The organism is Brevibacterium sp. S22 (assembly GCF_004745485.1).
In the GTDB taxonomy this organism is placed as follows: Bacteria; Actinomycetota; Actinomycetes; order Actinomycetales; family Brevibacteriaceae; genus Brevibacterium.
In genome coordinates, this window is sequence record NZ_RHFG01000002.1 from 276,743 (window position 1) to 298,586 (window position 21,844).

The 21,844-nt window shown below is 65.7% G+C and carries 21 protein-coding genes; 15 read left to right on the plus strand and 6 right to left on the minus strand.

The features are described from left to right. Nucleotides 1-71: 71 nt before the first annotated feature. Entirely contained in the window at nt 72-1,403 is a 1,332-nt protein-coding gene (locus tag EB835_RS03570) for an MFS transporter (protein WP_135808084.1), read from the plus strand. Here the strand turns inward: EB835_RS03570 and EB835_RS03575 are convergent. Beyond that, the gene (locus EB835_RS03575; protein ID WP_135808085.1) at nt 1,385-2,758 is read right to left on the minus strand and encodes an FAD-binding oxidoreductase; all 1,374 of its coding nucleotides are present in this window, start codon (nt 2,756-2,758) and stop codon (nt 1,385-1,387) included. The genes EB835_RS03570 and EB835_RS03575 overlap by 19 nt on opposite strands. A 179-nt stretch (nt 2,759-2,937) precedes the next feature. Here EB835_RS03575 and EB835_RS03580 point away from each other — a divergent pair, with 179 nt between their 5' ends. Both EB835_RS03580 and EB835_RS03585 read left to right on the plus strand, forming a co-directional pair. Continuing rightward, entirely contained in the window at nt 2,938-4,716 is a 1,779-nt protein-coding gene (locus EB835_RS03580) for a bifunctional 3'-5' exonuclease/DNA polymerase (RefSeq protein ID WP_135808086.1), read from the plus strand. Between the two features lie 99 nt (nt 4,717-4,815). Then, nucleotides 4,816-5,892, plus strand: coding sequence for an NAD(P)-dependent alcohol dehydrogenase (locus tag EB835_RS03585; RefSeq protein ID WP_135808087.1), 1,077 nt, complete (start codon nt 4,816-4,818; stop codon nt 5,890-5,892). 40 nt (nt 5,893-5,932) lie between these two features. Here EB835_RS03585 and EB835_RS03590 read toward each other — a convergent pair whose 3' ends face one another. Next, nucleotides 5,933-6,385, minus strand: coding sequence for an anthrone oxygenase family protein (locus EB835_RS03590; RefSeq protein WP_135808088.1), 453 nt, complete (start codon nt 6,383-6,385; stop codon nt 5,933-5,935). Nucleotides 6,386-6,504: 119 nt separating this feature from the next. Between EB835_RS03590 and EB835_RS03595 the strand changes: the two genes are divergently transcribed. The 3 genes from EB835_RS03595 to EB835_RS03605 all read left to right on the plus strand — a co-directional run bounded on the left by EB835_RS03595 (nt 6,505) and on the right by EB835_RS03605 (nt 8,185). After that, a complete protein-coding gene (locus EB835_RS03595; protein WP_135808089.1) occupies nt 6,505-7,062 on the plus strand; it encodes a TetR/AcrR family transcriptional regulator in 558 nt (185 codons plus the stop codon). 79 nt (nt 7,063-7,141) lie between these two features. Further along, complete coding sequence (locus tag EB835_RS03600; protein ID WP_240688529.1) at nt 7,142-7,609, plus strand: VanZ family protein; 468 nt, start codon at nt 7,142-7,144, stop codon at nt 7,607-7,609. A 102-nt stretch (nt 7,610-7,711) separates the two neighbouring features. Next, nucleotides 7,712-8,185, plus strand: coding sequence for a VanZ family protein (locus EB835_RS03605; protein ID WP_135808090.1), 474 nt, complete (start codon nt 7,712-7,714; stop codon nt 8,183-8,185). Between the two features lie 24 nt (nt 8,186-8,209). Here EB835_RS03605 and EB835_RS03610 read toward each other — a convergent pair whose 3' ends face one another. The 4 genes from EB835_RS03610 to EB835_RS03625 form a co-directional block, all read right to left on the minus strand. Beyond that, entirely contained in the window at nt 8,210-8,641 is a 432-nt protein-coding gene (locus EB835_RS03610) for a YdeI/OmpD-associated family protein (RefSeq protein WP_135808091.1), read from the minus strand. Between the two features lie 45 nt (nt 8,642-8,686). Then, nucleotides 8,687-9,685, minus strand: coding sequence for a methyltransferase family protein (locus EB835_RS03615; protein WP_135808092.1), 999 nt, complete (start codon nt 9,683-9,685; stop codon nt 8,687-8,689). Continuing rightward, nucleotides 9,682-10,386, minus strand: a complete 705-nt coding sequence (locus EB835_RS03620) for a PhzF family phenazine biosynthesis protein (protein WP_135808093.1) — start codon at nt 10,384-10,386, stop codon at nt 9,682-9,684. Before EB835_RS03620 ends, EB835_RS03615 begins: the two co-directional genes overlap by 4 nt. A gap of 116 nt (nt 10,387-10,502) precedes the next feature. Further along, entirely contained in the window at nt 10,503-11,690 is a 1,188-nt protein-coding gene (locus tag EB835_RS03625; RefSeq protein WP_135808094.1) for an ROK family transcriptional regulator, read from the minus strand. A 95-nt stretch (nt 11,691-11,785) separates the two neighbouring features. Here EB835_RS03625 and EB835_RS03630 point away from each other — a divergent pair, with 95 nt between their 5' ends. The 9 genes from EB835_RS03630 to EB835_RS03670 all read left to right on the plus strand — a co-directional run bounded on the left by EB835_RS03630 (nt 11,786) and on the right by EB835_RS03670 (nt 21,804). Next, nucleotides 11,786-12,886, plus strand: a complete 1,101-nt coding sequence (locus EB835_RS03630; RefSeq protein ID WP_135808095.1) for a Gfo/Idh/MocA family protein — start codon at nt 11,786-11,788, stop codon at nt 12,884-12,886. Nucleotides 12,887-12,905: 19 nt separating this feature from the next. After that, nucleotides 12,906-14,420 (plus strand): sugar ABC transporter ATP-binding protein, encoded by a 1,515-nt coding sequence (locus EB835_RS03635; RefSeq protein ID WP_135808096.1) that lies wholly within the window; start codon nt 12,906-12,908, stop codon nt 14,418-14,420. 5 nt (nt 14,421-14,425) lie between these two features. Then, nucleotides 14,426-15,490: an ABC transporter permease gene (locus EB835_RS03640; RefSeq protein WP_135808097.1), complete on the plus strand. Its 1,065-nt coding sequence runs from the start codon at nt 14,426-14,428 to the stop codon at nt 15,488-15,490. 86 nt (nt 15,491-15,576) lie between these two features. Then, on the plus strand, nt 15,577-16,656 hold the full coding sequence (locus EB835_RS03645) for an ABC transporter permease (RefSeq protein ID WP_135808206.1): 1,080 nt from the start codon (nt 15,577-15,579) through the stop codon (nt 16,654-16,656). Nucleotides 16,657-16,672: 16 nt separating this feature from the next. Then, nucleotides 16,673-17,890 carry a substrate-binding domain-containing protein gene (locus EB835_RS03650; protein ID WP_135808098.1) on the plus strand — a complete coding sequence of 406 codons (1,218 nt, stop codon included), beginning with the start codon at nt 16,673-16,675 and terminating at the stop codon, nt 17,888-17,890. A 106-nt stretch (nt 17,891-17,996) separates the two neighbouring features. Continuing rightward, nucleotides 17,997-18,902: a sugar phosphate isomerase/epimerase family protein gene (locus EB835_RS03655; protein ID WP_135808207.1), complete on the plus strand. Its 906-nt coding sequence runs from the start codon at nt 17,997-17,999 to the stop codon at nt 18,900-18,902. After that, nucleotides 18,899-19,912 carry a sugar phosphate isomerase/epimerase family protein gene (locus EB835_RS03660; RefSeq protein WP_135808099.1) on the plus strand — a complete coding sequence of 338 codons (1,014 nt, stop codon included), beginning with the start codon at nt 18,899-18,901 and terminating at the stop codon, nt 19,910-19,912. The genes EB835_RS03655 and EB835_RS03660 overlap by 4 nt, the downstream gene beginning before the upstream one ends. Before the next feature lie 243 nt (nt 19,913-20,155). Further along, nucleotides 20,156-20,905, plus strand: a complete 750-nt coding sequence (locus EB835_RS03665) for a M50 family metallopeptidase (protein ID WP_135808100.1) — start codon at nt 20,156-20,158, stop codon at nt 20,903-20,905. Nucleotides 20,906-21,126: 221 nt separating this feature from the next. Next, a complete protein-coding gene (locus tag EB835_RS03670; RefSeq protein ID WP_135808101.1) occupies nt 21,127-21,804 on the plus strand; it encodes an HAD family hydrolase in 678 nt (225 codons plus the stop codon). The last annotated feature ends 40 nt before the right edge of the window (nt 21,805-21,844 follow it).

A 21,844-nucleotide genomic window follows, 5' to 3' on the forward strand; every position in this document is an offset into this window, starting at 1 on the left:
AGAGTGTACATTTGTACACGGCCTCGCAGTGTGTACGAACGTACTAATCCGCCCGTGAAGGAGATGATTCGATGCGCAGGTCAGAAGACCTTGAAGATGCCGCGTCGACGTCGCTCGGCGCGCGCCGCCTCGCGCTCCTCGCTCTCTTCTTCCTCCCCGGCATCACGATCTCCTCGTGGGTGACCAGGACGCCGTCGATCCGCGATGCCCTCGGAGCCTCGACTGCCGAGATGGGCCTCGTCCTCTTCGGCCTGTCCATCGGGTCGATGATCGGCATCCTCGGGTCCGGTCCGCTCGTCAGCCGGTGGGGAGCGCGGCCGGTCATTCTCTCCGGCACGGTCGGGATCATCGCGAGCATGCCGATCGTCGGCCTCGGCGCCGCCGTGGCCCAGCCATTCGTCGTGGCCGCGGGCCTCGTCGTCTTCGGACTCGGGATGGGCACGGGTGAGGTCGCGATGAACGTCGAGGGCGCCGAACTCGAGAAGCACCTCAGCCGACCGTTCCTGCCGCTCCTCCACGGCTTCTTCAGCCTCGGCACGGTCATCGGCGCGGTGCTCGGGATCCTCGCCACCGCCGCCGACTTCTCCGTGCTCGTCCATCTGCTGGCGGTCGGCCTCCTCGGCGTGATCGTGTTCGTCCCCGCCATGCGCCACGTCCCCGCGGGAACGGGCCGAGTTCCGCGGTCGCGAGAGACCATCCCCGCCGAGGCGGCCCCACAGTTCACGTCGGAATCGATCGAGTCAGAGTCGTCCTTGTCGGAGTCGCCCGCCTCGGACTCGACTGTCGCCGACTCACCCCGCATCCCGGTGTGGCGCGACCCCCGTCTGATCGCCATCGGTGTCATCGTCCTCGGAATGGCACTGGCCGAAGGCACGGCGAACGACTGGCTGCCGCTGGTCATGGTCGACGGACACGGCTTCGAAGCCGCGCTCGGCTCGAGCGTCTACGCGATCTTCGCAGCCGCGATGACGCTCGGTCGCTTCGTCGGCGGTCCGATCGTCGCCCGATTCGGCCGACCGTCCGTGCTCGCTGTCAGCGCGGCGTTCGGGCTGCTCGGCATCGGCCTCGTCTCGCTTGTCGACTCGCAGATCGTCGCGGCGATCGCCGTGCTGCTGTGGGGACTCGGGACGTCGCTGGGCTTCCCCGTGGCGCTGTCCGAGGCCGGAGATTCGGGTCCGAATCCGGCGGTCCGGGTGGCCACTGTCTCGACGATCGGCTACCTCGCCTTCCTCGTCGGCCCACCCTCCCTCGGACTCGTCGGCGAGCATTGGGGCCTGCGTACCGTCCTGCTCATCCCGATGGCCGTGATCATTCCCGTCCTCATCATCGCCCCGCTGCTGCGCAGGGGCGGACGGGGCCGCCGCAGTGATCGTCCGGGCGAACCTCACACGAGTCCGGTGTAGACCGATCCCGGGTTGAAGATGTTGTCCGGGTCGAGCGCCTGTTTGATCCGGTGGTTGAGCTCCATGACGTCATCGCCGAGATAGGGGGCCAGCCACGGTGCCTTGAGTCGGCCGACCCCGTGCTCTCCGGTGATCGTCCCGCCGAGACCGGTCGCCAGATCCATGACCTCGCCGTAGGCGATCTGTGCGCGCTTCTGCTGCTCCTCATCCTTCGGGTCGAGGACGAGCAGCGGGTGGGTGTTGCCGTCGCCGGCGTGGGCGATGACGGCGATCGTCACGTCGCGCTCAGCTGCGATCTTCTCGATGCCGAGCACCAGATCGCCGAGCTTCGGCAGCGGTACCCCGACGTCCTCGAGGAGCAGGGCGCCCTTCTTCTCCACGGCGGGGATCGCGATCCGTCGGGCCGTGACGAAGGCTTCACCCTCCTCGGGGTCGGTGGTCAGATAGCACTCGGAGGCTGCGTTGGCATTGCAGATCTCCTCGATGATCGCCGCCTGCGCCGCGCAGTGTTCCCCGGGTTCGTCGGACTGGATGACGAGCATGCCCTCGGCCTCCCGGTCGAGGCCCATCTTCAGCTCGTCCTCGACGGCGTTGATCGAGGGTTTGTCCATGAACTCGAGCATCGAGGGGCGCATGGCCTTCGCGATGTCGAGCACGGCCTGCGTGGCGTCGGCGAGCTTGCCGAACATCGCGACGACGGTCGTCGGGGGCAGCTGCGCGGGGATGAGTCGCAGCGTCACCTCGGTGATCACTCCCAGCGTCCCCTCCGAGCCGACGAACAGCTTCGTCAGGGGCAGGCCGGCGACGTCCTTGAGCCTCGGTCCGCCGAGTTTCACGGCCCGGCCGTCGGCGAGCACGACGGTCATGCCGAGAACGTAGTCCGTGGTCACACCGTATTTCACGCAGCACAGGCCGCCGGCGTTGGTGGCGATGTTGCCGCCGATGGAGCAGAACTCGAAGGACGAAGGGTCCGGCGGGTACCACAGACCGTGTTCGGCTGCGGCGGCCTTGACCTCGGCGTTGAAGGCGCCCGGCTGGACGACGGCCATGCGGGTGACGGGGTCGATGGTGATCTCGCGCATCCGGTCGAGTGAGAGCACGATTCCGCCGTCGATCGCCGAGCTGCCTCCGGACAGCCCGGAACCGGCCCCACGGGGGACGATCGGGACCTTCGCCTCGGCGGCGATGCGGACCACTGTCTGCACCTCCTCGGTGGAGGTGGCTCGGACGACTGCGGCCGGCACCCCGGCGTCGGGGTCGTTCGCGCGGTCCCAGCGGTAGGCGTCCATCGAGTCGGGATCGGTGATGACCGCCGCACCCGGCAGAGCGGAGGTGAGTGAGGAGACAACGTCCATGTTGCGTATCTGGCCTTTCGAGCTGGAACCGGCGCCTGCGTTCGGCTCCGACGTTACCAGGATCACACTCGAGGAAGAGACTCCGGTCCAGGGGTGGAGCGGGCATCACCTCAAGCGGCGAGCGGACGCCGGCGCTGGTGCCGAGAATCCGGGTCAGTGCCGCCCAGTACAGTGGGGATATGACCGATGTGCCGCCCGCCGCCTACGTGCTCGGGACCGTTCCCGGTCCGCGCGGCGACGGCGGGCAGGTGGGCGTGGTCGCGCTCGATCGCTCGGGTGTGCAGATCGATCGGATCGACCTCGCCGAGGTGGCCCTGCCCGATTTCGTCCGCGACCGGGAGGGCGGCAGCAGTGGGCCCCGTACGCAGGCAGCACCCCCGCCGAGGTGGATCTTCAGCGACACCCCGAAGTGGTATCCGCAGCTTCTGGCCGCGGGAGTGAGCTTAGAGCGCTGCCACGACCTGCGCCTGACCCATGCGATCCTCGCGCGCTCCGAACTCGTCACCGACCCGGGCCAACTCCGTTCCGCCGCGGACTGGGACGCGGGCCCGTCGGATGCCGCCGCACCCGAGCAGGCAGCCGCCCTCTTCGAGGTCGACTCCGGGCGCGGTCACATCCCGCAGGTCCCTCACGACCTCGAGGCTGCCCTGGCCGAAAATGTGCGGCAGACTGCGGCCACTGAGACTGCGAGCGATCCGGGACGGCTGCGGCTGCTGCTGGCAGCGGAATCGGCGGGAGGTCTCGTCGCCGCGGAGATGCGTGCGGCCGGTGTGCCCTGGGACGAAGCCGAACACGATCGGATACTGACCGAACTGCTTGGGCCCCGCCCGATCCGTGACGGGAAGCCTGAGAGGATGCTGTCCAAGGCCGAAGAGGTGCGCGAGGCCCTCGAGGATCCGCGGGCGAACCTCGACTCCCCGAACCGGCTGCTGTCCTCCCTGCGCAATGCAGGGATCAATGTCGCCTCGACCTCGAAGTGGGAGCTGGGCGGCAGCGACCATTCGGCGATCGCACCGCTGCTCGAGTACAAGAAGATGGCCCGGCTGCTGAGCGCCAACGGCTGGCATTGGCTCGATGAGTGGGTCGACGACGGCAGATACCGCCCCGTGTACGTGCCCGGCGGGGTCGTCACCGGCAGGTGGGCGGCCAGCGGGGGAGGGGCCCTGCAGATCCCGCGGCAGCTGCGTCCGGCGCTGCGTGCCGATGAGGGCTGGCGGCTCGTCTCCGCCGACGTCGCCCAGCTCGAACCCCGGGCGCTCGCCGCCATGTCCGGGGACCGAGCGATGGCCGCGGCCGGTCTGGGCCGGGACCTCTACTCCGGACTCGTCGACGCCGGTGTCGTCGCCACCCGGCAGGAGGCGAAGATCGCCGTGCTCGGCGCCATGTACGGCTCGACGACCGGTGAGGCCGGTGCCCTGGTGCCGCGTCTGCGCCAGAACTTCCCCGCCGCGATGAATCTCGTCGATTCCGCCGCCGAGGAAGGTCGACAGGGAGGGGTCGTCTCCACCTGGTTGGGTCGGACGTCCCCGCCCCCGGGTGAGGGTTGGCAGAGACTGCAGAAGGCGGCGAATCGCTTCGATGCCACAGGTGCCGATGAGCAGCGGGCCAGGCGGGCGGCCGGTGATCAGGGACGCTTCACCCGCAACTTCGTCGTCCAGGGCACCGCGGCCGAATGGGCACTGGCGTGGCTGGCCGATCTGCGGCTGCGCCTGGCCCGGTTGCCCGCGATCGACGATGATCAATCGGCGGCCGCCTCGGGGCCGGTGTTCTCGCGCCGTGCTCACCTCGTGTTCTTCCTCCATGACGAGGTCATCGTCCATGCCCCGGCGCAGCAGGCCGAGGATGCGGCGGAGGCGATCAGGGCGGCGGCCGCCTCGGCGGGGCGACTGCTCTTCGGGGATGCTCCCGTCGATTTCCCGCTCGACCTGAGCATCGGTCAGCGGGCGATCAAGGGCTGAACGGTCTCTGAAGGATAAGCGCAGACGCATGGAATAGACTGCCAGCCGCAAGCGCTGGACGATGTGGCCCAGCTCGGAATCGGAATCCAAGGAGATCACATGAGCATCAGCGTCAAGGCACTGCAGAAGACGGGACCGGACCAGCCGTTCCGTGTGGCCACGATCGAACGTCGGGATCCGCGACCCGATGACGTCGTCATCGACATCAAGGCGGCAGGCATCTGCCACAGCGACATCCACACCATCCGCAACGAATGGGGCGAGGCCCAATTCCCGCTCACCGTCGGCCACGAGATCGCCGGCATCGTCGAGGCCGTCGGTGACAACGTCACCGATTGGAAGATCGGCGACCGCGTGGGAGTCGGCTGCATGGTCAACTCGTGCGGCGAATGCGAGGAATGCGCCGCCGGGCAGGAGCAGAACTGCCTGAACGGACAGGTCGGCACCTACAACGTCGAAGACGTCGACGGCACCATCACCCAGGGCGGCTACTCCCAGAAGGTCGTCGTCAACGAACGCTTCGTGTGCCGCATCCCCGATGCCCTCGATTTCGACGTCGCCGCCCCGCTGCTTTGCGCGGGCATCACCACCTACGCACCGCTCAACCGCTGGGGTGCGGGCGAGAAGAAGAATGGGGCTCCGAAGAAGGTCGCCGTGCTCGGCCTCGGCGGACTCGGCCATATGGGCGTGCAGATCGCCGCGGCCATGGGCTCGCAAGTGACCGTGCTCTCGCGCACGCTGAAGAAGGAGAAATCGGCACTCGGGCTCGGCGCGACGCGGATGCTCGCAACCACGGAAGAGGACTTCTTCTCCGATCACCGCGGCGAGTTCGACCTCATCCTCAACACGATCAGCGCCGACATCCCCGTCGACCGCTACCTGCGTCTGTTGAAGCCGCGCGGAGTCATGGCCGTCGTCGGCCTGCCGCCTGAGAAGCAGCAGTTCTCCTTCGGCTCGGTCATCGGCGGAGCCAAGGCGATCGCCGGATCGAACATCGGCGGCATCGCCGAAACCCAGGAGATGCTCGACTTCTGCGCCGAGCACGGCATCGCCGCACAGATCGAAACGATTCCCGTCACCGAGGCGGACGCCGCCTATGACCGAGTCGTGGCCGGAGACGTGCAGTTCCGTGTCGTCATCGACACCGCGAGCTTCGACCAGGTCGAAGCCGTCTGAGCTGAGACGAGGAGGCGTTCCTCGCTGCTGTGATCGTGCCTCAGAGCAGCGAGGACGCCAGTGCGGCGAAGATGAACGCCGCAACGATGACCGCCAGGCGGACGATGTGCAGTGAGTTCCAGCGGTTCAGCTGCTCACGCCAGTCCGCCGGGTGCTCCTCGCGTGTCCACTCGGCCGAGCGATTGTTGATGGGCACCAGCAGGGTGACCGACATGATCACGCTGAGTGCGAGCAGCGCACCCGCGGTGAGTGACAAACCCGCTGAAACGCTCCCCCAGGAGGCTGCTGCAAGTCCCGAGGTGAGGATGAGTGAGGCGAAATACCAGAGGGGCATCATGCGCCCCATCAGCCGCGCGCTGTCCGCCTGCATGTCGAGGAGCTCTCCGATCGGCAGGCGTCGGTGGATGCGTGGGACGACGACGGCCACGCAGAACTCGATCCCGACCATCACCCCGGTGATCGTCAGGGCGGCTGCAGACAGGGCGCTGAGCATGACGGAGAGTCCTTTCGACGGGGATCCCGATGGCGAACACATCACCAAGACTAGCGTTGCTAGAAAAGCTAGTAATGCTAGATTAGAGGTCATCTCCGGTGTTGGCAAGAGAGGAACGAATGACCGAGAAGCGCGAATCGGAAAAAGCTCGTCGCCAGGAACAGCGCCGGCGTGACATCCTCGATGCCGCCAGAAGTCGAGCTGAAACGGACGGCTGGTCCGCGGTGACGACGCGCCATCTGGCCGATGCGATCGGGTATTCTCAGCCGGTGCTCTACGGGCACTTCCCTGGAGGGAAGTCCGAGATCATGCTCGCCTGTGCTCTCGAAGGATTCGTCGAACTCGGACGCCTGTGCAGGGCCGCATTCGAAGGCAGGGGGCGCAGAGAGGCGGTCGAGGCCGTTGCGCATGCCTATCTCGATTTCGCCGATGAGAACCCTGCAGTCTATGAGGTGATGTTCCGTGAGCCTATCGACGCTCGCTTCGCAGAAGAGGACAATGAAGCCGAGCTGCGGGACTCATTCTCCGCACTCACCGAGACCATCGGCGATCCGGTGGGAGCGGAGGTCTTCTGGGGTGCGCTGCACGGCATCGGAATGCTCGAAGCAGCCGGGCGGATGAAAGTCGACGAGCGTCGTCTGAGGGTTTCCGAACTGGGCGCACGGTTCGGAACATGAAAGCGGCAGCCACCGGCGCGAGAGCTGTTGAGCGGCGAGCCGATCCGGGTTCTGGGGTCGAGACGAGGGAGCGCGAGCGATGACGGGCGTGAGTCGACGGCTGCGGACGGTGCCCTTGGCGCTGCTCATCCTCTACACGATCTTCATCGGCCTCGTCACGCTCACGCCCAACCAGCTCGACACGGGGCAGGGCTCGTTCATCGCGGGGCTGCTCGAATTCCTCGCCTCCCACACGGTGACCGCCTGGATCGACTACGACATCCTCGAGAAGCTCGCGAACGTGGGGATGTTCATCCCCTTCGGTCTGCTCATGGCACTGCAGTGCGGGCCCAGCCGCTGGTGGATCGGCTGGGTCACCGGCATCGCCTTCACCTGCCTCATCGAGGGCACGCAGGCGACTCTGCTCTCGCCCACTCGCTTCGCCACGATCAGCGACCTCGTGACGAACAGCCTCGGTGCCGGCATCGGAGCGGTGGTCGGACTCGTCGTGATGACCATCTGGCCGCCGAGGATGGACGGGGTTCCCGTCGATCATGAGGTCCGATGAATGACTGAGAGCCGGGCGCTGGTGATCGTGACGACGGTTCGTGATCGGATTCGCACCCCTGATTGAGGATGTGCCAAGGAAGCGCCCGTATGTTGGACCGTGATGGCAGATCATGATCAGCGCACTGTCGGTGCGCCGCTGGCCCTTCTCGTTCTCTACACCCTCTTCATCGCCGCCGTCACGCTGACCCCGCAGCAGCTGGGAACCGGCCCCGACACCCTCATCGGGCACGCACTCGACCTCTTCGCCGCGCACCGGGAGACGGCCTGGCTGACGTATGAGTGGGTCGAGAAGCTCGGCAATGTGGCGATGTTCATTCCCTTCGGCTTCCTCGCGGCCCTCCATTTCGGGCGCAGGCGTTGGTGGCTCGGGTTCGCAATCGGTACGAGCTTCAGCGCCGCCATCGAGATCTTCCAAGGCACCGTGCTCACACAGACCCGCTTCGCCACGCTCAGCGACCTCGTCACGAACACGCTCGGCGCCGGCATCGGCGCACTCCTCGGCCTGTGCTGCATGGCGGTGTGGCCGCGTCGGCGGACGAAGCGAGGCACCGGCGGGCAGCTCATCGCGGCATAAGTGCACTCTCCGACCGATGGCCGCTCAGCTGAGCGAGTCGACGATCTTCTTGATCCGGCGATCACGGGTCTCCTCGGCCTTCGCCGAAGTCACCTGCCGCACATGCTCCTTGCGCTTCGACGGAGCGAGCGCATCGAAGGCCGCGCGGACACCGGCGGTGTTGAGCGCCTCGGCGAGGGAATCGGGAACCGGGGTCTCCCGGTTCGAGGTGTCGTGAGTCAGAGTCACCTCGTGGGTCTCCCCTCCGGCGACGCCGATCTTCTCGCGGTGCTCCTTGGCCAGTGGGAGCAGGTACTTCCCGCCCATCACCGCCGTCGTCGACGGATAGGAATAGCCCTCGATCGTGACGATGACCGGCACCCGCTTGCCCACGCCGAAGCCGAGCACGATGTCCTCGGGGACCTCGATGCCGACATTGTTGCCCAGGGCGAGAAGTTCAGTGGTGAACGTGACCATGGGGCCTCCTCGATGAGTGGTCGGTATCGCTTGAGCGTAGGCCGATCACTCCTCGTCGGCAAGGCCTTTCTCGGCAGGAGCATCATCGGCAAGCGCCGACTCGGAGGTCCCGGAGAAACTCGGCCACCAGCAGCGCACCCGCTTCGCGTAGTCGCGGTATTCGTCACCGAAGCGCTCGTACAGATCGGTCTCTTCGTGGGGGCGGATGAGCCAATTCCACAGCAGTGAGCCGATGAGGGCGTAGACCACGACGAGCCAGGAACCGATGAGCAGACCCATCGCCACACCCTGAGCGATGCCGGCGATGGCCATCGGGTTGCGGACGAAGGCATAGGGTCCGCGGGCGACGAGGTGGTGGGCCATCTGGGACGGCAGCGGGGTGCCCGAGCCGAAGTTCGCGATCGCCCGAGCCGACCACACGCCGATGACGCTGGAGAACGCGAGCAGTGCGAAGCCCGCGACAGCCAGCAGGATCGGGAACTTGTAAGCCAGCTCCCAGCGGTCCTCGAAGGCATTGATGATGACCGGGATGATGACGAGGAAGACACCCCAGAAGACGACGATCTGGACCGTGGTCCGCACCAGCAGGTGAGACCGGATGCGGTTGTGCGAACTGTGGAACGCAAATGGTCCGACCAGGAGCTTCTCGGACGGGATCCGGCCGAAGATCATGAGCACACCGGCGAGCAGACTGCCGAGCGCGGCGAGGATCATGAGTACGGCGCCCAGACCCGCCTCGGTGGTGGCGGTGGCGTAGATGACCATGCCCAGGGCCACGAGCACGGTCCAACCCGTGGCGATCCACACGGCCCAGCGGAAGTTCAGCGCGGCCAGGGCCGAGCCGATGACGAAGAGCGGGATGTCGACGATCGCGACGAGCAGCGGATCGATTCCGCCGAGCGTCGCGTCCGCCACCTCGGGAATCGTCGCGGTGCCCAGCCACCACGCCGCTCCGGCAAGCGCCTGGAGGGCGAAGTACATACGGCCGTGGAAGATGCGCAGACGCTTCTTCGGTTTGTTCGCTTCGGTCAGATGTCGATTCATGTGTGCACCGTCCCGCGGATGCAGATGGACGTGGCTCCGCCGACCCAGATCTCGTCGTCCTCGGCCGCGATGGACACGATTCCGGAGCGGCCGAGTGCGGTTCCCTGAGTCGCGGTGTAGCTGTTCGGAGCATGGCCCTCGCCGATGAGCCATTGGGCGACGGAGGCGTTGAGGCTGCCGGTCACCGGATCCTCGGCGACGCCGACTCCGGGCACGAAGGCGCGGATCTCGTATTCGTGGTCCGCGCCCTCGGGGTGGGCGCCGAGGACGCCGATCTTCGCATCGGGAATCGCCGAGAAGTCCGGATTCAGTGCGAGCACCTGTTCGGCGCCGGCCAGCCGCACGGCCGCCCATCCCGGACCGTTGTCGGCCCACTGATGACCGAGGATATCGTCACGGTCGACGCCGAGGGCGGTCGCGATCTCAGCGACATAGGACTCGTCGAGTGCTCCCGTGCGCAGGCGGTCGGGGGCGGCGAAGGGCAGCTCCTGGTGCGGGGTGAAGATGCGCAGACGATAGTCGGCGGCGGGATCCTCGGGCGGGAGGACGAAGGTCGTCTCGGACAGGTTCGTCCAGTTCGCGATGCGAGCCATCTGCGTCTCATCGAGGCCATCGGCATCGAGGATGACGGCGACGGGGTTGCCTCGGAAGGGCACGGCAGAGAAGACGTCGACCTGGGCGAATCGGCGGTGTTGTGACAATGACACTCCTTCGCAAGAAACGGCACACGCTGCGAGCGGGGGATTGCGCGGCCGCTTTCAACAGTGTATAGGCCCAGGCCGGAGCGTTCGCGGATCGCCTCGCACAGGCGTGGGGATCAGCTGCGCAGCGCTGCGGAGATCCGTGAGGGTGACAGTGCCGCATCGATGGCCAGGTGAGCCGCGCCGAGGATCGCGGCATCTCCGGCTGCACGTGACGGAGCGATCATGAGGTGCTCGGTCGACAAGGGGATCGACCTCGCATACACGACCTCCCTGACCCCTGCGACCAGATGTTCTGCGGCCTGTGCCATGGTCCCGCCGATGAGGATGAGCGCCGGATTCATCAGACTCACGCAGGTGGTGAGCACCTCGCCGAGGTCGCGCCCGGCTTGGCGGACGGCCTGAATGGCCTGGAGGTCTCCGTCTTTGGCGAGACGGACGACATCGCCGGGCGTGGCGGCCGGTATCCCGGCATTCGTGAGGCCCTTGGCGATCGCTCGTCCGGAGGCGACCGCTTCCAGGCATCCGCGATTGCCGCACGCACAGGGGATATCCGCAGCACGCGAGAGCGCCACATGGCCGATATCGCCTGCGGCCCCGTGTGAACCTCGGCGCAGGGAGCCGCCGGAGATGATTCCCGCCCCGATGCCCGTAGCGACCTTGACGAAGATCAGGTCGGAAGCGTCGGGCCAGGCTGCAGTCTGTTCGCCCAATGCCATGATGTTGACATCATTGTCGACGAGAACCGGAGCCGAGAAGGTCTTCTTCAATGCCCCGGGCAGGTCGAAACGGTCCCAGCCGGGCATGATCGGGGGGTTGATCGGTCGACCCGTGGAGAATTCGACCGGGCCGGGCAGTCCGATTCCGATGCCGACGACCTCGTCGACGCTGCGTCCTGTCTCGTCGAGCAATTGGAGGGCCGTTGCGGTCATCCATTCGACAGCATCATCGGGACCTTCGGAGATCGCGCGCTTCGCACGCTGATCGGCGAGCAGCTCGCCGGCCAGGTTCGTGACCGCGATCCGTGCATGTGAGGCCCCGAAATCAGCGGCGATGACCACCCGCGCCCGCGGGTTGAAAGCGAACTGCGAGCTCGGCCGACCGCCGGTGGAGACCGCATCGTCGACGGGAGCGATGAGCCCCAGTCCCAGCAGCTGTTCGATCCGGTGCGCCACGGTCGGGCGGGACAAACCCGTCGAGCGAACCAGTTCCGCGCGAGTTCGCGGTCGGCTGTCGCGCAGCAGCTGAAACAGCCCGCCGGCATGGGACAGGTCGAAAGTGTGCGGGTCGGTCGACGATGTCATTCATTCAGTAAACCACATTGCAACTTAGAGACGATCCGATAAATACTTTTGAAAAGCCATTGACAAAAGCAGTGACTCGGACAGCATAATGATGCATGGTCAATGTTGCTCATGCGGCCCCGCAGCCGCCTCGTATCGGCATCCTCGGCGGCGGTTTTATGGCCCGTGTCCACAGCCGAGCCGCACGTTCGGCCAGCGCGGCGCTCGACAGCGTTGCCGCTTCCAACCCCTCGAGAAGTGCCGAAGTCGCCGCCGAACTGGGTTTCGCCCAGCCGGCGGCCGGCGCTGAGCTCTTCGCCCGGTCGCTCGACGTCATCCACATCTGCACCCCCAATGACGTCCACGCGGCGCAGTCCCTGCAGGCCCTGGACACCGGGTCGAACATCATCTGCGAGAAGCCGTTGGCCACGAACTCGGTCGAGGCGCGTGCCGTGCTCGCCCGCGCCGAAGCGGCAGGGCTGCGGGGAACGGTGCCCTTCGTCTACCGTTACCACCCGATGGTGCGCGAGGCCCGCGCTCGGTTCCGCGAGGGGCAGGCCGGGACGCTGCTGACCGTCGACGCAGGCTATCTGCAGGACTGGCTGCTCGGCTCCGGCGATGAGAACTGGCGTGTCGAATCCGAACGCGGCGGACCCTCGCGGGCATTCGCCGATATCGGCTCCCACCTCGTCGACCTCATCGAATTCATCGTCGGCGACCGGATATCGTCTCTGGTGGCGACGACGAGAACCGTCCACCCTCGCCGAGGCGGGGCCCCCGTGACGACGGAGGACACCGTGGCCGTGACCGTCGAGTTCGCCGGTGGTGCCATCGGCTCGCTGTTGGTGTCCCAACTGGCTCCTGGACGGAAGAACGGACTGACCGTGGAGATCGCCGGCACCGAGGCGAGCATGCGCTTCGAGCAGGAACAGCCGGAGAACCTGTGGTTCGGCAGACGCGCCGACAGCCGCCTCCTCGTGCGTGATCCCGACACGCTCTCCGCCGATGCCGCGCGCCTGTGCGAGGTTCCGGCCGGTCACCCGCAGGGATACCAAGACGCGTTCAATGCTTTCGTCGCCGACTCCTATGCGCTCTTTGCCGGAGAACCTCGCGACGGTGTTCCGCTGCTGGCCGACGGCCTGCGAGCCGTTCTCATCACCGAAGCCGTGTTGAAGTCAGTCGAACAGCGCTCGTGGGTCGAGGTCGAATCGCTGTGAACACCGCAGGAGTGAAGACATGAGCGCAACAGGGTCGGTCCAGCCGGTGCTCTCAGCGGCTGGGATCACGAAGGGCTTCTTCGGAGTCGAAGTGCTCCATGGGGTTTCGATCGACGTCCATGCCGGGACCGTACACGGATTCGTCGGCGAGAACGGGGCAGGGAAGTCCACGCTGATGAAGATCATCGCCGGGGTCCATCAGCGGGACTCCGGAGATCTGCGCATCAACGGAGAACAGGTCGACTTCAACCATCCGGTCGAGGCCGAACGTGCTGGCGTCGCCACTGTCTTCCAGGAGTTCAATCTGCTGCCGGAGCGCACGGTCGCCCAGAACGTCTTCCTCGGACGCGAACCGCATCGGTGGGGAATCGTCGACGTCGCCGCCATGAAGCGGCGGACCCAGAAGCTCCTCGACGAGCTCGACGTCACCGGAATCACTCCTGAGGCGAAGGTCGGCTGGCTGACGGTGGCAGAGCAGCAGATCGTCGAGATCATCAAAGCACTCTCCGTCGATGCCAAGGTCATCTCGATGGACGAACCCACAGCCGCGCTGTCGGACAACGAAGTGGCCGTCCTCTACCGAGTCATCGGCACGCTCAAGGCCAAGGGCGTAGCAATCATCTACGTGTCACACCGACTGCAGGAGATCTTCGACCTCTGCGACGAGATCACCGTGATGAAGGACGGTTCACTCGTGGCCAGCAGGCCGAGCGGCGAATTCGATCACGCCGGCCTCGTGCGGGCCATGGTCGGCCGACCCATCAGCGCCTTCTTCCCGGAAGCCGAGCCCGGGACGGCGATCGGAGAACCGCTGCTGGAGGTCAGCAGCGGAGGAAACGAGCAGCTCGACAGCATCGAGCTCGAACTCCGGGCCGGGGAGATCCTCGGCGTCTCCGGACTCCAAGGCTCGGGGCGGACCGAGCTGCTCGAAGCTGTGTTCGGAACACAGCCCTTCACACGGGGCACGGTGTACCTGTCGGGACAGACGGTGAGCATCGGCTCTGCTCGACAGGGTGTGCAGCACGGACTGGCCCTGGTGACCGAAGATCGCAAGGGCACAGGTCTGGCCCTGTCCCAATCGATCGTGGACAATGCGCTGCTGGCCATCCGGGCGGTCTTTCCTGCCAGAACTGCCCGAGTCCGGACAGAAGTTCCCGCGATCCTCGAGTCTCTCGAAGTCATCAGCCGCGGTCTCGATCAGGAAGTGCGGGCACTGTCCGGAGGGAACCAGCAGAAGGTCGTTCTCGCGAAATGGCTGGCGACCTCTCCCCGGATCGTGCTGCTCGACGAACCGACTCGGGGGATCGATGTCGGGGCCAAGGTCGCCGTCTATCGGCTGATCCGAAGCCTTGCTCGCCGAGGCGTCGGCATCATCTTCGTCTCGAGCGAACTGCCCGAGGTGCTGGGCATGGCCGACAGAATACTTGTCATGGCCGATGGTCGGATCGCTGGAGAGCTGCCGCCCGGTTCCAGCGAAGAGGAGGTTCTGTCGATGGCGACGGGAACCGAAGCTCAGGTGGTGACCGAGCAGTGAGAACGATGTTGCGCAGACTCGACACCACAGCGCTCGTCTACATCGCCCTGATCATCGTGCTCATCATCGGCGCGATCCTCGTCTCCACGACCGGTCGAAATCTCTTCAGCCCGGGAAACATCCGCGACATTCTCACGGGAATGAGTGTGCTCGGCTTCGTCGCCATCGGGCAGACACTCGTCATCCTCGGGGCCTCCCTCGATCTGTCGGTGCCCTACGTCATGAGCCTGGCCAGCCTCACCGCGGCACAGACCATGGACGGAAGAGACGGGATGGTGATCCCCGCAGTCCTGCTCACGGTGGCGATCACTGCGCTCATCGGCCTGGCCAACGGACTGTTCGTCACGGTGCTGGGGGTGCATGGCTTCGTCGCCACCCTCGGCGTAGGTCTGATGCTCAAGGGATACCTGGATACGAACTATCAGGGCACCGAAGGCGAAGTGCCCTGGTCATTCCAACTCTTCGGGGCCTCCGGCATCGGTCCGATCCCGATCTCGACGATCGTCATGCTGGGACTGGCCGCCGTTGTCGCTTTCATCCTCGTCCGCACCACTTTCGGGCACCACCTGTTCGCCGCTGGAGGCAATGCAGAGGTCGCTCGGCTGTCGGGAGTCCGCGAACGGCTGCCGATCATCGGAGCCCATATCGGCAGTTCGGTCTGTGCCGGCTTCGCGGGGCTGCTGTTGGCCAGTCGGCTGGGTGTGGGCAGTCCGACTGTGGGCTCGCAGGGCACCTATGATCTGCTGTCCATCGCTGCCGTCGTCCTCGGAGGCACTGTCCTCATGGGAGGGCGAGGCTCGATCTGGGGAACCATCGGCGGCGTTGCGATCTTCGCGGTCCTCGACAACCTCATGAGCGTCATGCAGTTCAATCCGTTCCTCAAAGACGTCGTCCGCGGACTCGTGATCATCGTCGCCGTCGCCCTCTACGCGCGACGCAGGATCATCGCACGCCGAATCAGGTTCGCCCAGGCACCGCAGGGGCCGAACATCGTGGCCGTGGCCAGGCCCGATGCTGACGGGAAGCCCGGCCAGGACTCGACCGTCACAGAGGAAGGCAGCCGCGCATGACCTCCGCAACCGGGCACCCACAGTCTGTGCGGGCGCAGTCCGCGCCTTCACGGTCAGGACAGAGCCGCCTCGGCGTCGGGGATCGGATGACGGAGTGGGGGAGGCGGGCACTCGACCCGAAGGGGATCGTCGTGGTCCTCCTCATCGTCATCCTCCTGGCGATCATCGTGCTCAATCCGAGTTTCGCTGAACCCGGTTCGCTCATGCGGTTCATCCAACGGGTCGCGCCCATCGCCATAGTGGCGATCGGTCAGTATTTCGTCATCGTCAGCGGTGAGTTCGACCTGTCGATGGGGGCCGTCGTCACTGCTCAGGTGATGACCGTCGGCCATCTTGTCGGCGTCGACGAGTCGAAGACCGTTCCGGTCCTCTTCGTCCTCGTCGGGATCGGCATCCTCGTCGGTCTGATCAACGGATTGGCCACGACTCTGCTGCGCGTGCCCTCTTTCATCGTCACCCTGGGCACTATGCTCGTCATCCACGGTGCCATCATGTGGTGGACCGGAGGAGTCGCGACGAGCAACCCCGCTGAGAACTTCCGACAGATCGGACGCGGCGGGTTCGAGAACATACCGCTCATCGATTCCATTCCATACGCTGTGCTCGTTCTGGCGGCGGTCATCCTCCTGGCCGTGTGGCTCTCGAGGCGGCCGTTCGGCCGCACGCTGACGGCGATCGGCGACAATTCCGCGGCAGCGACATTCGCGGGCTCCCGGGTGTGGTGGACGAAGACCTCGGCTTTCGTACTCTCGTCGCTGTCGGCCACCGTGGCCGGCGTGCTGCTCGTCGGTTTCGCCGGGGTGCATCCCTCGGTGGGGCAGGGCTACGAGTTCACGGCCATCACCGCCGTCGTTCTGGGCGGAGTGGTGCTCGGCGGAGGTCGAGGCACTGTCCTCGGTGCTCTCACCGGTGCATTCACTCTTGAGGCGCTCTTCACTCTGCTGAACTTCACCGCTGTTCCGGCAACGATGCGTGATGCGATCCAAGGAGCGATCATCATCGCCGCTGTCGCCTATTCGGGAGTGGTCTTCGCTCGACGGCGGAAACGGAGCCGGACTTCGACCTCGACGAATTCAGCGACCACCTCGGCGGATCCGACGACCACCTCGGCGGAGAGCGCTCCGTCGACCCCATCGACCGGCGGCGATGGAGCCGTACGGCAATGACAGAGGAGAAACCATCATGAGAACAGGACTGAAACCAGTGCTGAGGACAGCGGTCGCGGTGGTCGGTGCTTCCGCACTCATCGCTTTGGCCGGATGTACGACCGACCCTACGGTGGAACCCGGCGGAGGTGAGGGCGGCGGCGAAGACTCCTCCGAGGAGTGGTTCGACCAGGAGCTCTATGATCGCCAGTTCGAAGAGCGTGACGTCGTCCCCGACGGGCCCGAGGACAAGCCGTACCTGCAGATGATCAGCCCAGAGATGGGCGACACCTCGGAGTTCGAGTCCGACGGCGGGAAGAAGATGTGCTTCGCCAATGCCTCGATCTCGAACCCCTGGCGGCAGACCGGCTGGATCACCATGAACGAACAGCTGAAGGATCTCAAGAAGAACGGCGTCATCACCGAGATGGAGACCCGCGACGCACAGGACAACGACGACACTCAGATCGCGGACATCGACTACTTCATCTCGGAAGGCGACTGCGACGGATTCATCATCTCGCCGAACTCGACCTCGGCGATCACTCCGGCCGTTGAGCGTGCCTGCAAGACCGACAAACCCGTCATCGTCTTCGACAGGGGTGTGGAGACCGACTGCGCTGTGACCTTCATCCATCCGATCGGCGGCTTCGCGTGGGGCATCGACACCTCACAGTTCCTCATCGACAATCTGGACGCGGGAGACAAGGTCGTTGCGCTGCGGATTCTGCCCGGCGTCGATGTGCTCGAACAGCGCTGGGCCGCCGCTGACAAGCTCTTCGGCGAGGCCGATATCGACGTCGTCGACTACTTCACCGAGGGCGACCCGGCCGAGATCAAGAAGGTTGTCTCCGATGAACTCGCCAAGGGCGATGTGCAGGGTGTGTGGATGGACGCCGGCGACGGAGCCGTGTCTGCAGTCGAAGCGTTCGAAGATGCCGGAAAGGACTATCCGGTGATGACCGGAGAGGACGAGCTCAGCTTCCTGCGCAAGTGGAAGGAGACGGAGATGACGGCGCTGGCCCCGGTGTATACGAACTTCCAGTGGCGGACTCCTCTGCTGGCTGCCGAGATGATCTTCAATGGCGAAGAGGTGCCGACCGAATGGGTGCTGCCGCAGAGCCCGATCACTGCCGAGGACCTCGATGAGTACCTCGACCGGAACGAGGGAATGCCTGATGGGCACTATGCGAAGTTCGGCGGAGAGGATCTGTCCGGGTTCCCCGAGGTCTGGCAGGACAGAGTCATTCCCTGATGCGTTCATTCCTTGAAGGGGTGGGAGTCGAGCAGGGGCAGTTCGGGTTCGAAGTGATCAGGCGTGGGTACAGGAGGCGAGGATGGACGGGCGAGACCCTGAGGCGATGACGCGTGAGATCGGGGTGAACACGTGGGTGTGGGTATCACCGTTGACCACCGACCGCCTCGGTGAGTTCGCCGCCCGTGCCCACGGCTTCGGATTCGATCTGCTCGAACTTCCGGTGGAGGTGCCGGGGGACTGGGGCCCCGGTTCTGCCGCGGAAGTGTTGGCCGACCTGGGTATGGGTGTGCGGATCGTCGGAGCGATGGGCCCCGGCCGGGACCTCATCGACCCGCGGCTCCGACCGGATACCCAGGACTACCTGCGTCACTGCGTCGAGGTGGCTGTCCAGGTCGGTTCGCCCACTGTGGCCGGACCGTTCACGGCATCGACCGGCCGGGTCTGGCGGATGGATTCCGATGAACGGTCCGCAGTGATCGGGACGCTTCGAGAAGCTCTGCGTCCCGTGGCGCAGTATGCGGCCGAGAGAGGCGTGACTCTCGCCGTGGAGCCGCTCAACCGCTACGAAACGAGCATCATCAACACCGTCGAACAGGGGCTCGAAGCATTGGAGCCCCTGCTGGGCGAAGGGGTGGGTCTGGCGCTGGACAGCTACCACCTCAATATCGAGGAACGCTGCCCCGCCTCGGCGATCCGAACCGCCGGGGAGCACTGCCGAGTCGTGCAGGTCTGCGGCAACGACCGTGGGCCGGTCGGAGGCGATCACACGGATTGGAACGCATTCTTCGACGCACTCGACGAGATCGGATACTCAGGCCCGCTCACGGTGGAGAGCTTCACCGGCGACAACGACACGATTGCCGTGGCCGCTTCGATCTGGCGACCGCTGGCCGAGAGTCAGGACGCACTGGCGCGCTCGAGCGCTGAGTTCCTCTCCGCGCTGCAGCGAGCGCGAGCAGGTGCACACGACCACGATCAGCGACCGATTTCTGCAGAGGAGCAGCAATGACCGACAGCTCTCATCCCGTCACACTCTTCACCGGGCAATGGGCCGATCTGCCCTTCGAGGAGGTGGCCCGTCTGGCCGCCTCTTGGGGCTATGACGGCCTCGAGATCGCCTGTTCCGGTGACCATCTCGACTTGGTGCGAGCCGATGAGGACCCCGGCTATCTGCAGTCGAGGCTCGACATCCTCGACCGGCACGGACTCCAGGTATGGGCGATCTCGAACCATCTTGCCGGCCAAGCCGTCTGTGATGATCCGATCGACTTCCGACACCAGGCGATCGTCAGGGACTACGTGTGGGGAGACGGCGAGGCGGAGGGGGTGCGGCAGAGAGCGGCTGAGGACATGAAGCGCGCGGCCCGGGTTGCGCGCAGGCTCGGAGTCGACACCGTCGTCGGCTTCACCGGCTCGAAGATCTGGCCGTACATCGCCATGTTTCCTCCCGTTCCCGCCTCCGTCATCGACGCCGGCTACGACGACTTCGCGACCCGCTGGAATCCGATCCTCGACGTCTTCGACGGTGAAGGGGTCAGGTTCGCTCACGAGGTCCATCCCTCCGAGATCGCCTACGACTATTGGACGACCGTCCGGGCCCTGGAGGCGATCGACCACCGCGAAGCGTTCGGTCTCAACTGGGATCCGAGCCATCTTCTGTGGCAGGGGCTCGACACCATCGGCTTCATCACGGACTTCGCCGATCGCATCTATCACGTTGATTGCAAGGACACGCGTCTGCGACCGCCGACCGGCAGGAGCGGAATCCTCGGTTCGCATCTGTCGTGGGGCGATCCTCGGCGAGGGTGGGATTTCGTTTCGACCGGGCACGGCGATATGCACTGGGAAGACGCATTCCGGGCGCTCGCCTCGATCGGGTACAGCGGACCGATCTCCATTGAGTGGGAGGACGCCGGGATGGACCGACTCCACGGTGCCGCCGAGGCGGTCGGCCGAATCCGCGAACTGCTGTGGAAACGACCCGAAGTCTCCTTCGACGCGGCGTTTTCGAATCAGTGATCGTGCCTGAAAGCCGTCTGTGATGGTGCCGTCCTCCGTCTGTGTTCCTCGCGCTTCCTCCTGTCAGCAGTGTCGCCCGACCTCCTGTCAGCGGTGTCGCGCGTCCTCCTGCCAGCGAATCCGCCTCCTCCTCCCGTCAGCGATTCCGGCTCGTCCTCCCATCGGTGATTCCGGCCCGTCCTCCCGAATCGCTGAGGGACACCTGAGGATCCCGCTCAGGGGCGGTTCGTACACTGGGCCGCTATGGACTTCAAGCAGGCAACGGCGACGTGGTGGGATGCCATCACCTCGGGATTCGGGCGACACGACGGACTCGAACTCGACGTCCTCGGACTCATCCTCGTCATCGGGGTGCCCCTGGTCGTGACCCTGACTCCGGGAATCTGGCGGTTCTTCGGACTGTTCGTGACCTTCGTCCACGAGCTCGGCCACGCTTTCGCCGCCCTCATGACCGGGCGCGTGGTCAAGGGGATCTCTCTGAACTTCGACCATTCGGGGCAGATGAACTCCTTCGGCCGGGTCGGTTTCTCCGCCACCTGGGCGGGGTTCTGGGGATATCCGGCACCGGGCGTGCTCGGACTCGTCCTGGCCACCTCGGCTGTCTTCGGCTGGGCCCCCTTGGCACTGTCGGTCGGGGCGCTGATCCTGTTGGTCGCGCTCATCTTCATCCGGAACGTCGCGGGCGCCGTCATCGCCGTGATCACCGCGATCGCGGCCCAGCTCGTCGTCGTGTTCCTGCCGCTGGAATGGATCTCGATCTTCGTCGCCGCGCTCGGCACTGCGCTGACCATCGGTTCCCTCAAGGACCTCGTCAAGGTCATCCGCGTCCACACGCGGAGGCGCCGCGTGCAGCAGTCCGATGCGTATATCCTCGCTCAGGGTTCGTCGCTGCCCGCCGGAGCCTGGCTGACGCTGTTTGCGTTGGTCATCATCGTCTGCGCGCTCGTCACCGCACGAGTGCTGTATACGGCGTTGTCGGTCGGGGTGGTCTGACTCCGGTTCGCTCGCCCGCTCCGGTTCGCTCAGGCTCGTGAGTTGGCGTGGAAGTCGTTCGGCGGGCCGTGCGCCGGTGGTGCGGGGCATGCGCCGGTGGGCAAGACGGGCCGTGCGCCGGTGGTGCGGGGCATGCGCCGGTGGGCAAGTCGGGTCGTGAGTCGGCGTAGGTCGTCAGCGGGCCGTGATTGTGCGTCAGTGGCGGATGGCAGAATCAGAGTATGGTCGCACTTCCGAAATTCTCCGCTGTCCTCTTCGATTGTGATGGGGTCCTCGTCGACTCCGAAAGCATCACCAACGGTGTCCTCCACCAGATGCTGCAAGAGCTCGGCTGGCAGCTGAGCGCCGAAGAGTGTGTTGCGCGATTCGTCGGCAAGATGCTCCGCGATGAGGCCGATGTCATCGAGGAGCACACCGGGTTCCGCATCGACGCGGAGTGGATGACTGAGTTCCGTCGCCGCCGCAATGCCCAGCTCGGGGCCTCTCTCCAGGCGATTCCAGGAGTCGTGGCCGCGGTTCATCGCATCGCGGAGACCTACCCCGGCAGGATCGCCTGCGCATCGGGCGCGGATCGGCCGAAGATCGAACTGCAGCTGCGCAAGATCGGTCTCTTCGATGCCTTCGCGGGCCGGATCTTCTCCGGCATGGAGCTGCCGAATTCGAAGCCCGCCCCCGACGTCTATCTCGCGGCGGCGGATTCCCTGGGCATCGATCCCGTCGAGGCGGCCGTGATCGAAGATTCCCCCACCGGAGTGATCGCCGGGGCTGCGGCCGGATCCCATGTGATCGGGTTCTGTCCGGATTCGCCGGTGCATCAGAGCGCGGAAACGCTGTTGGCCGCCGGTGCTGACACGACTTTCACCGAGATGGCGCAGCTGCCCGGTCTGCTCACGGACTAGGTGCCGATTCGCGCGGGAGCCGGAGTAGGGCACGCTTAGG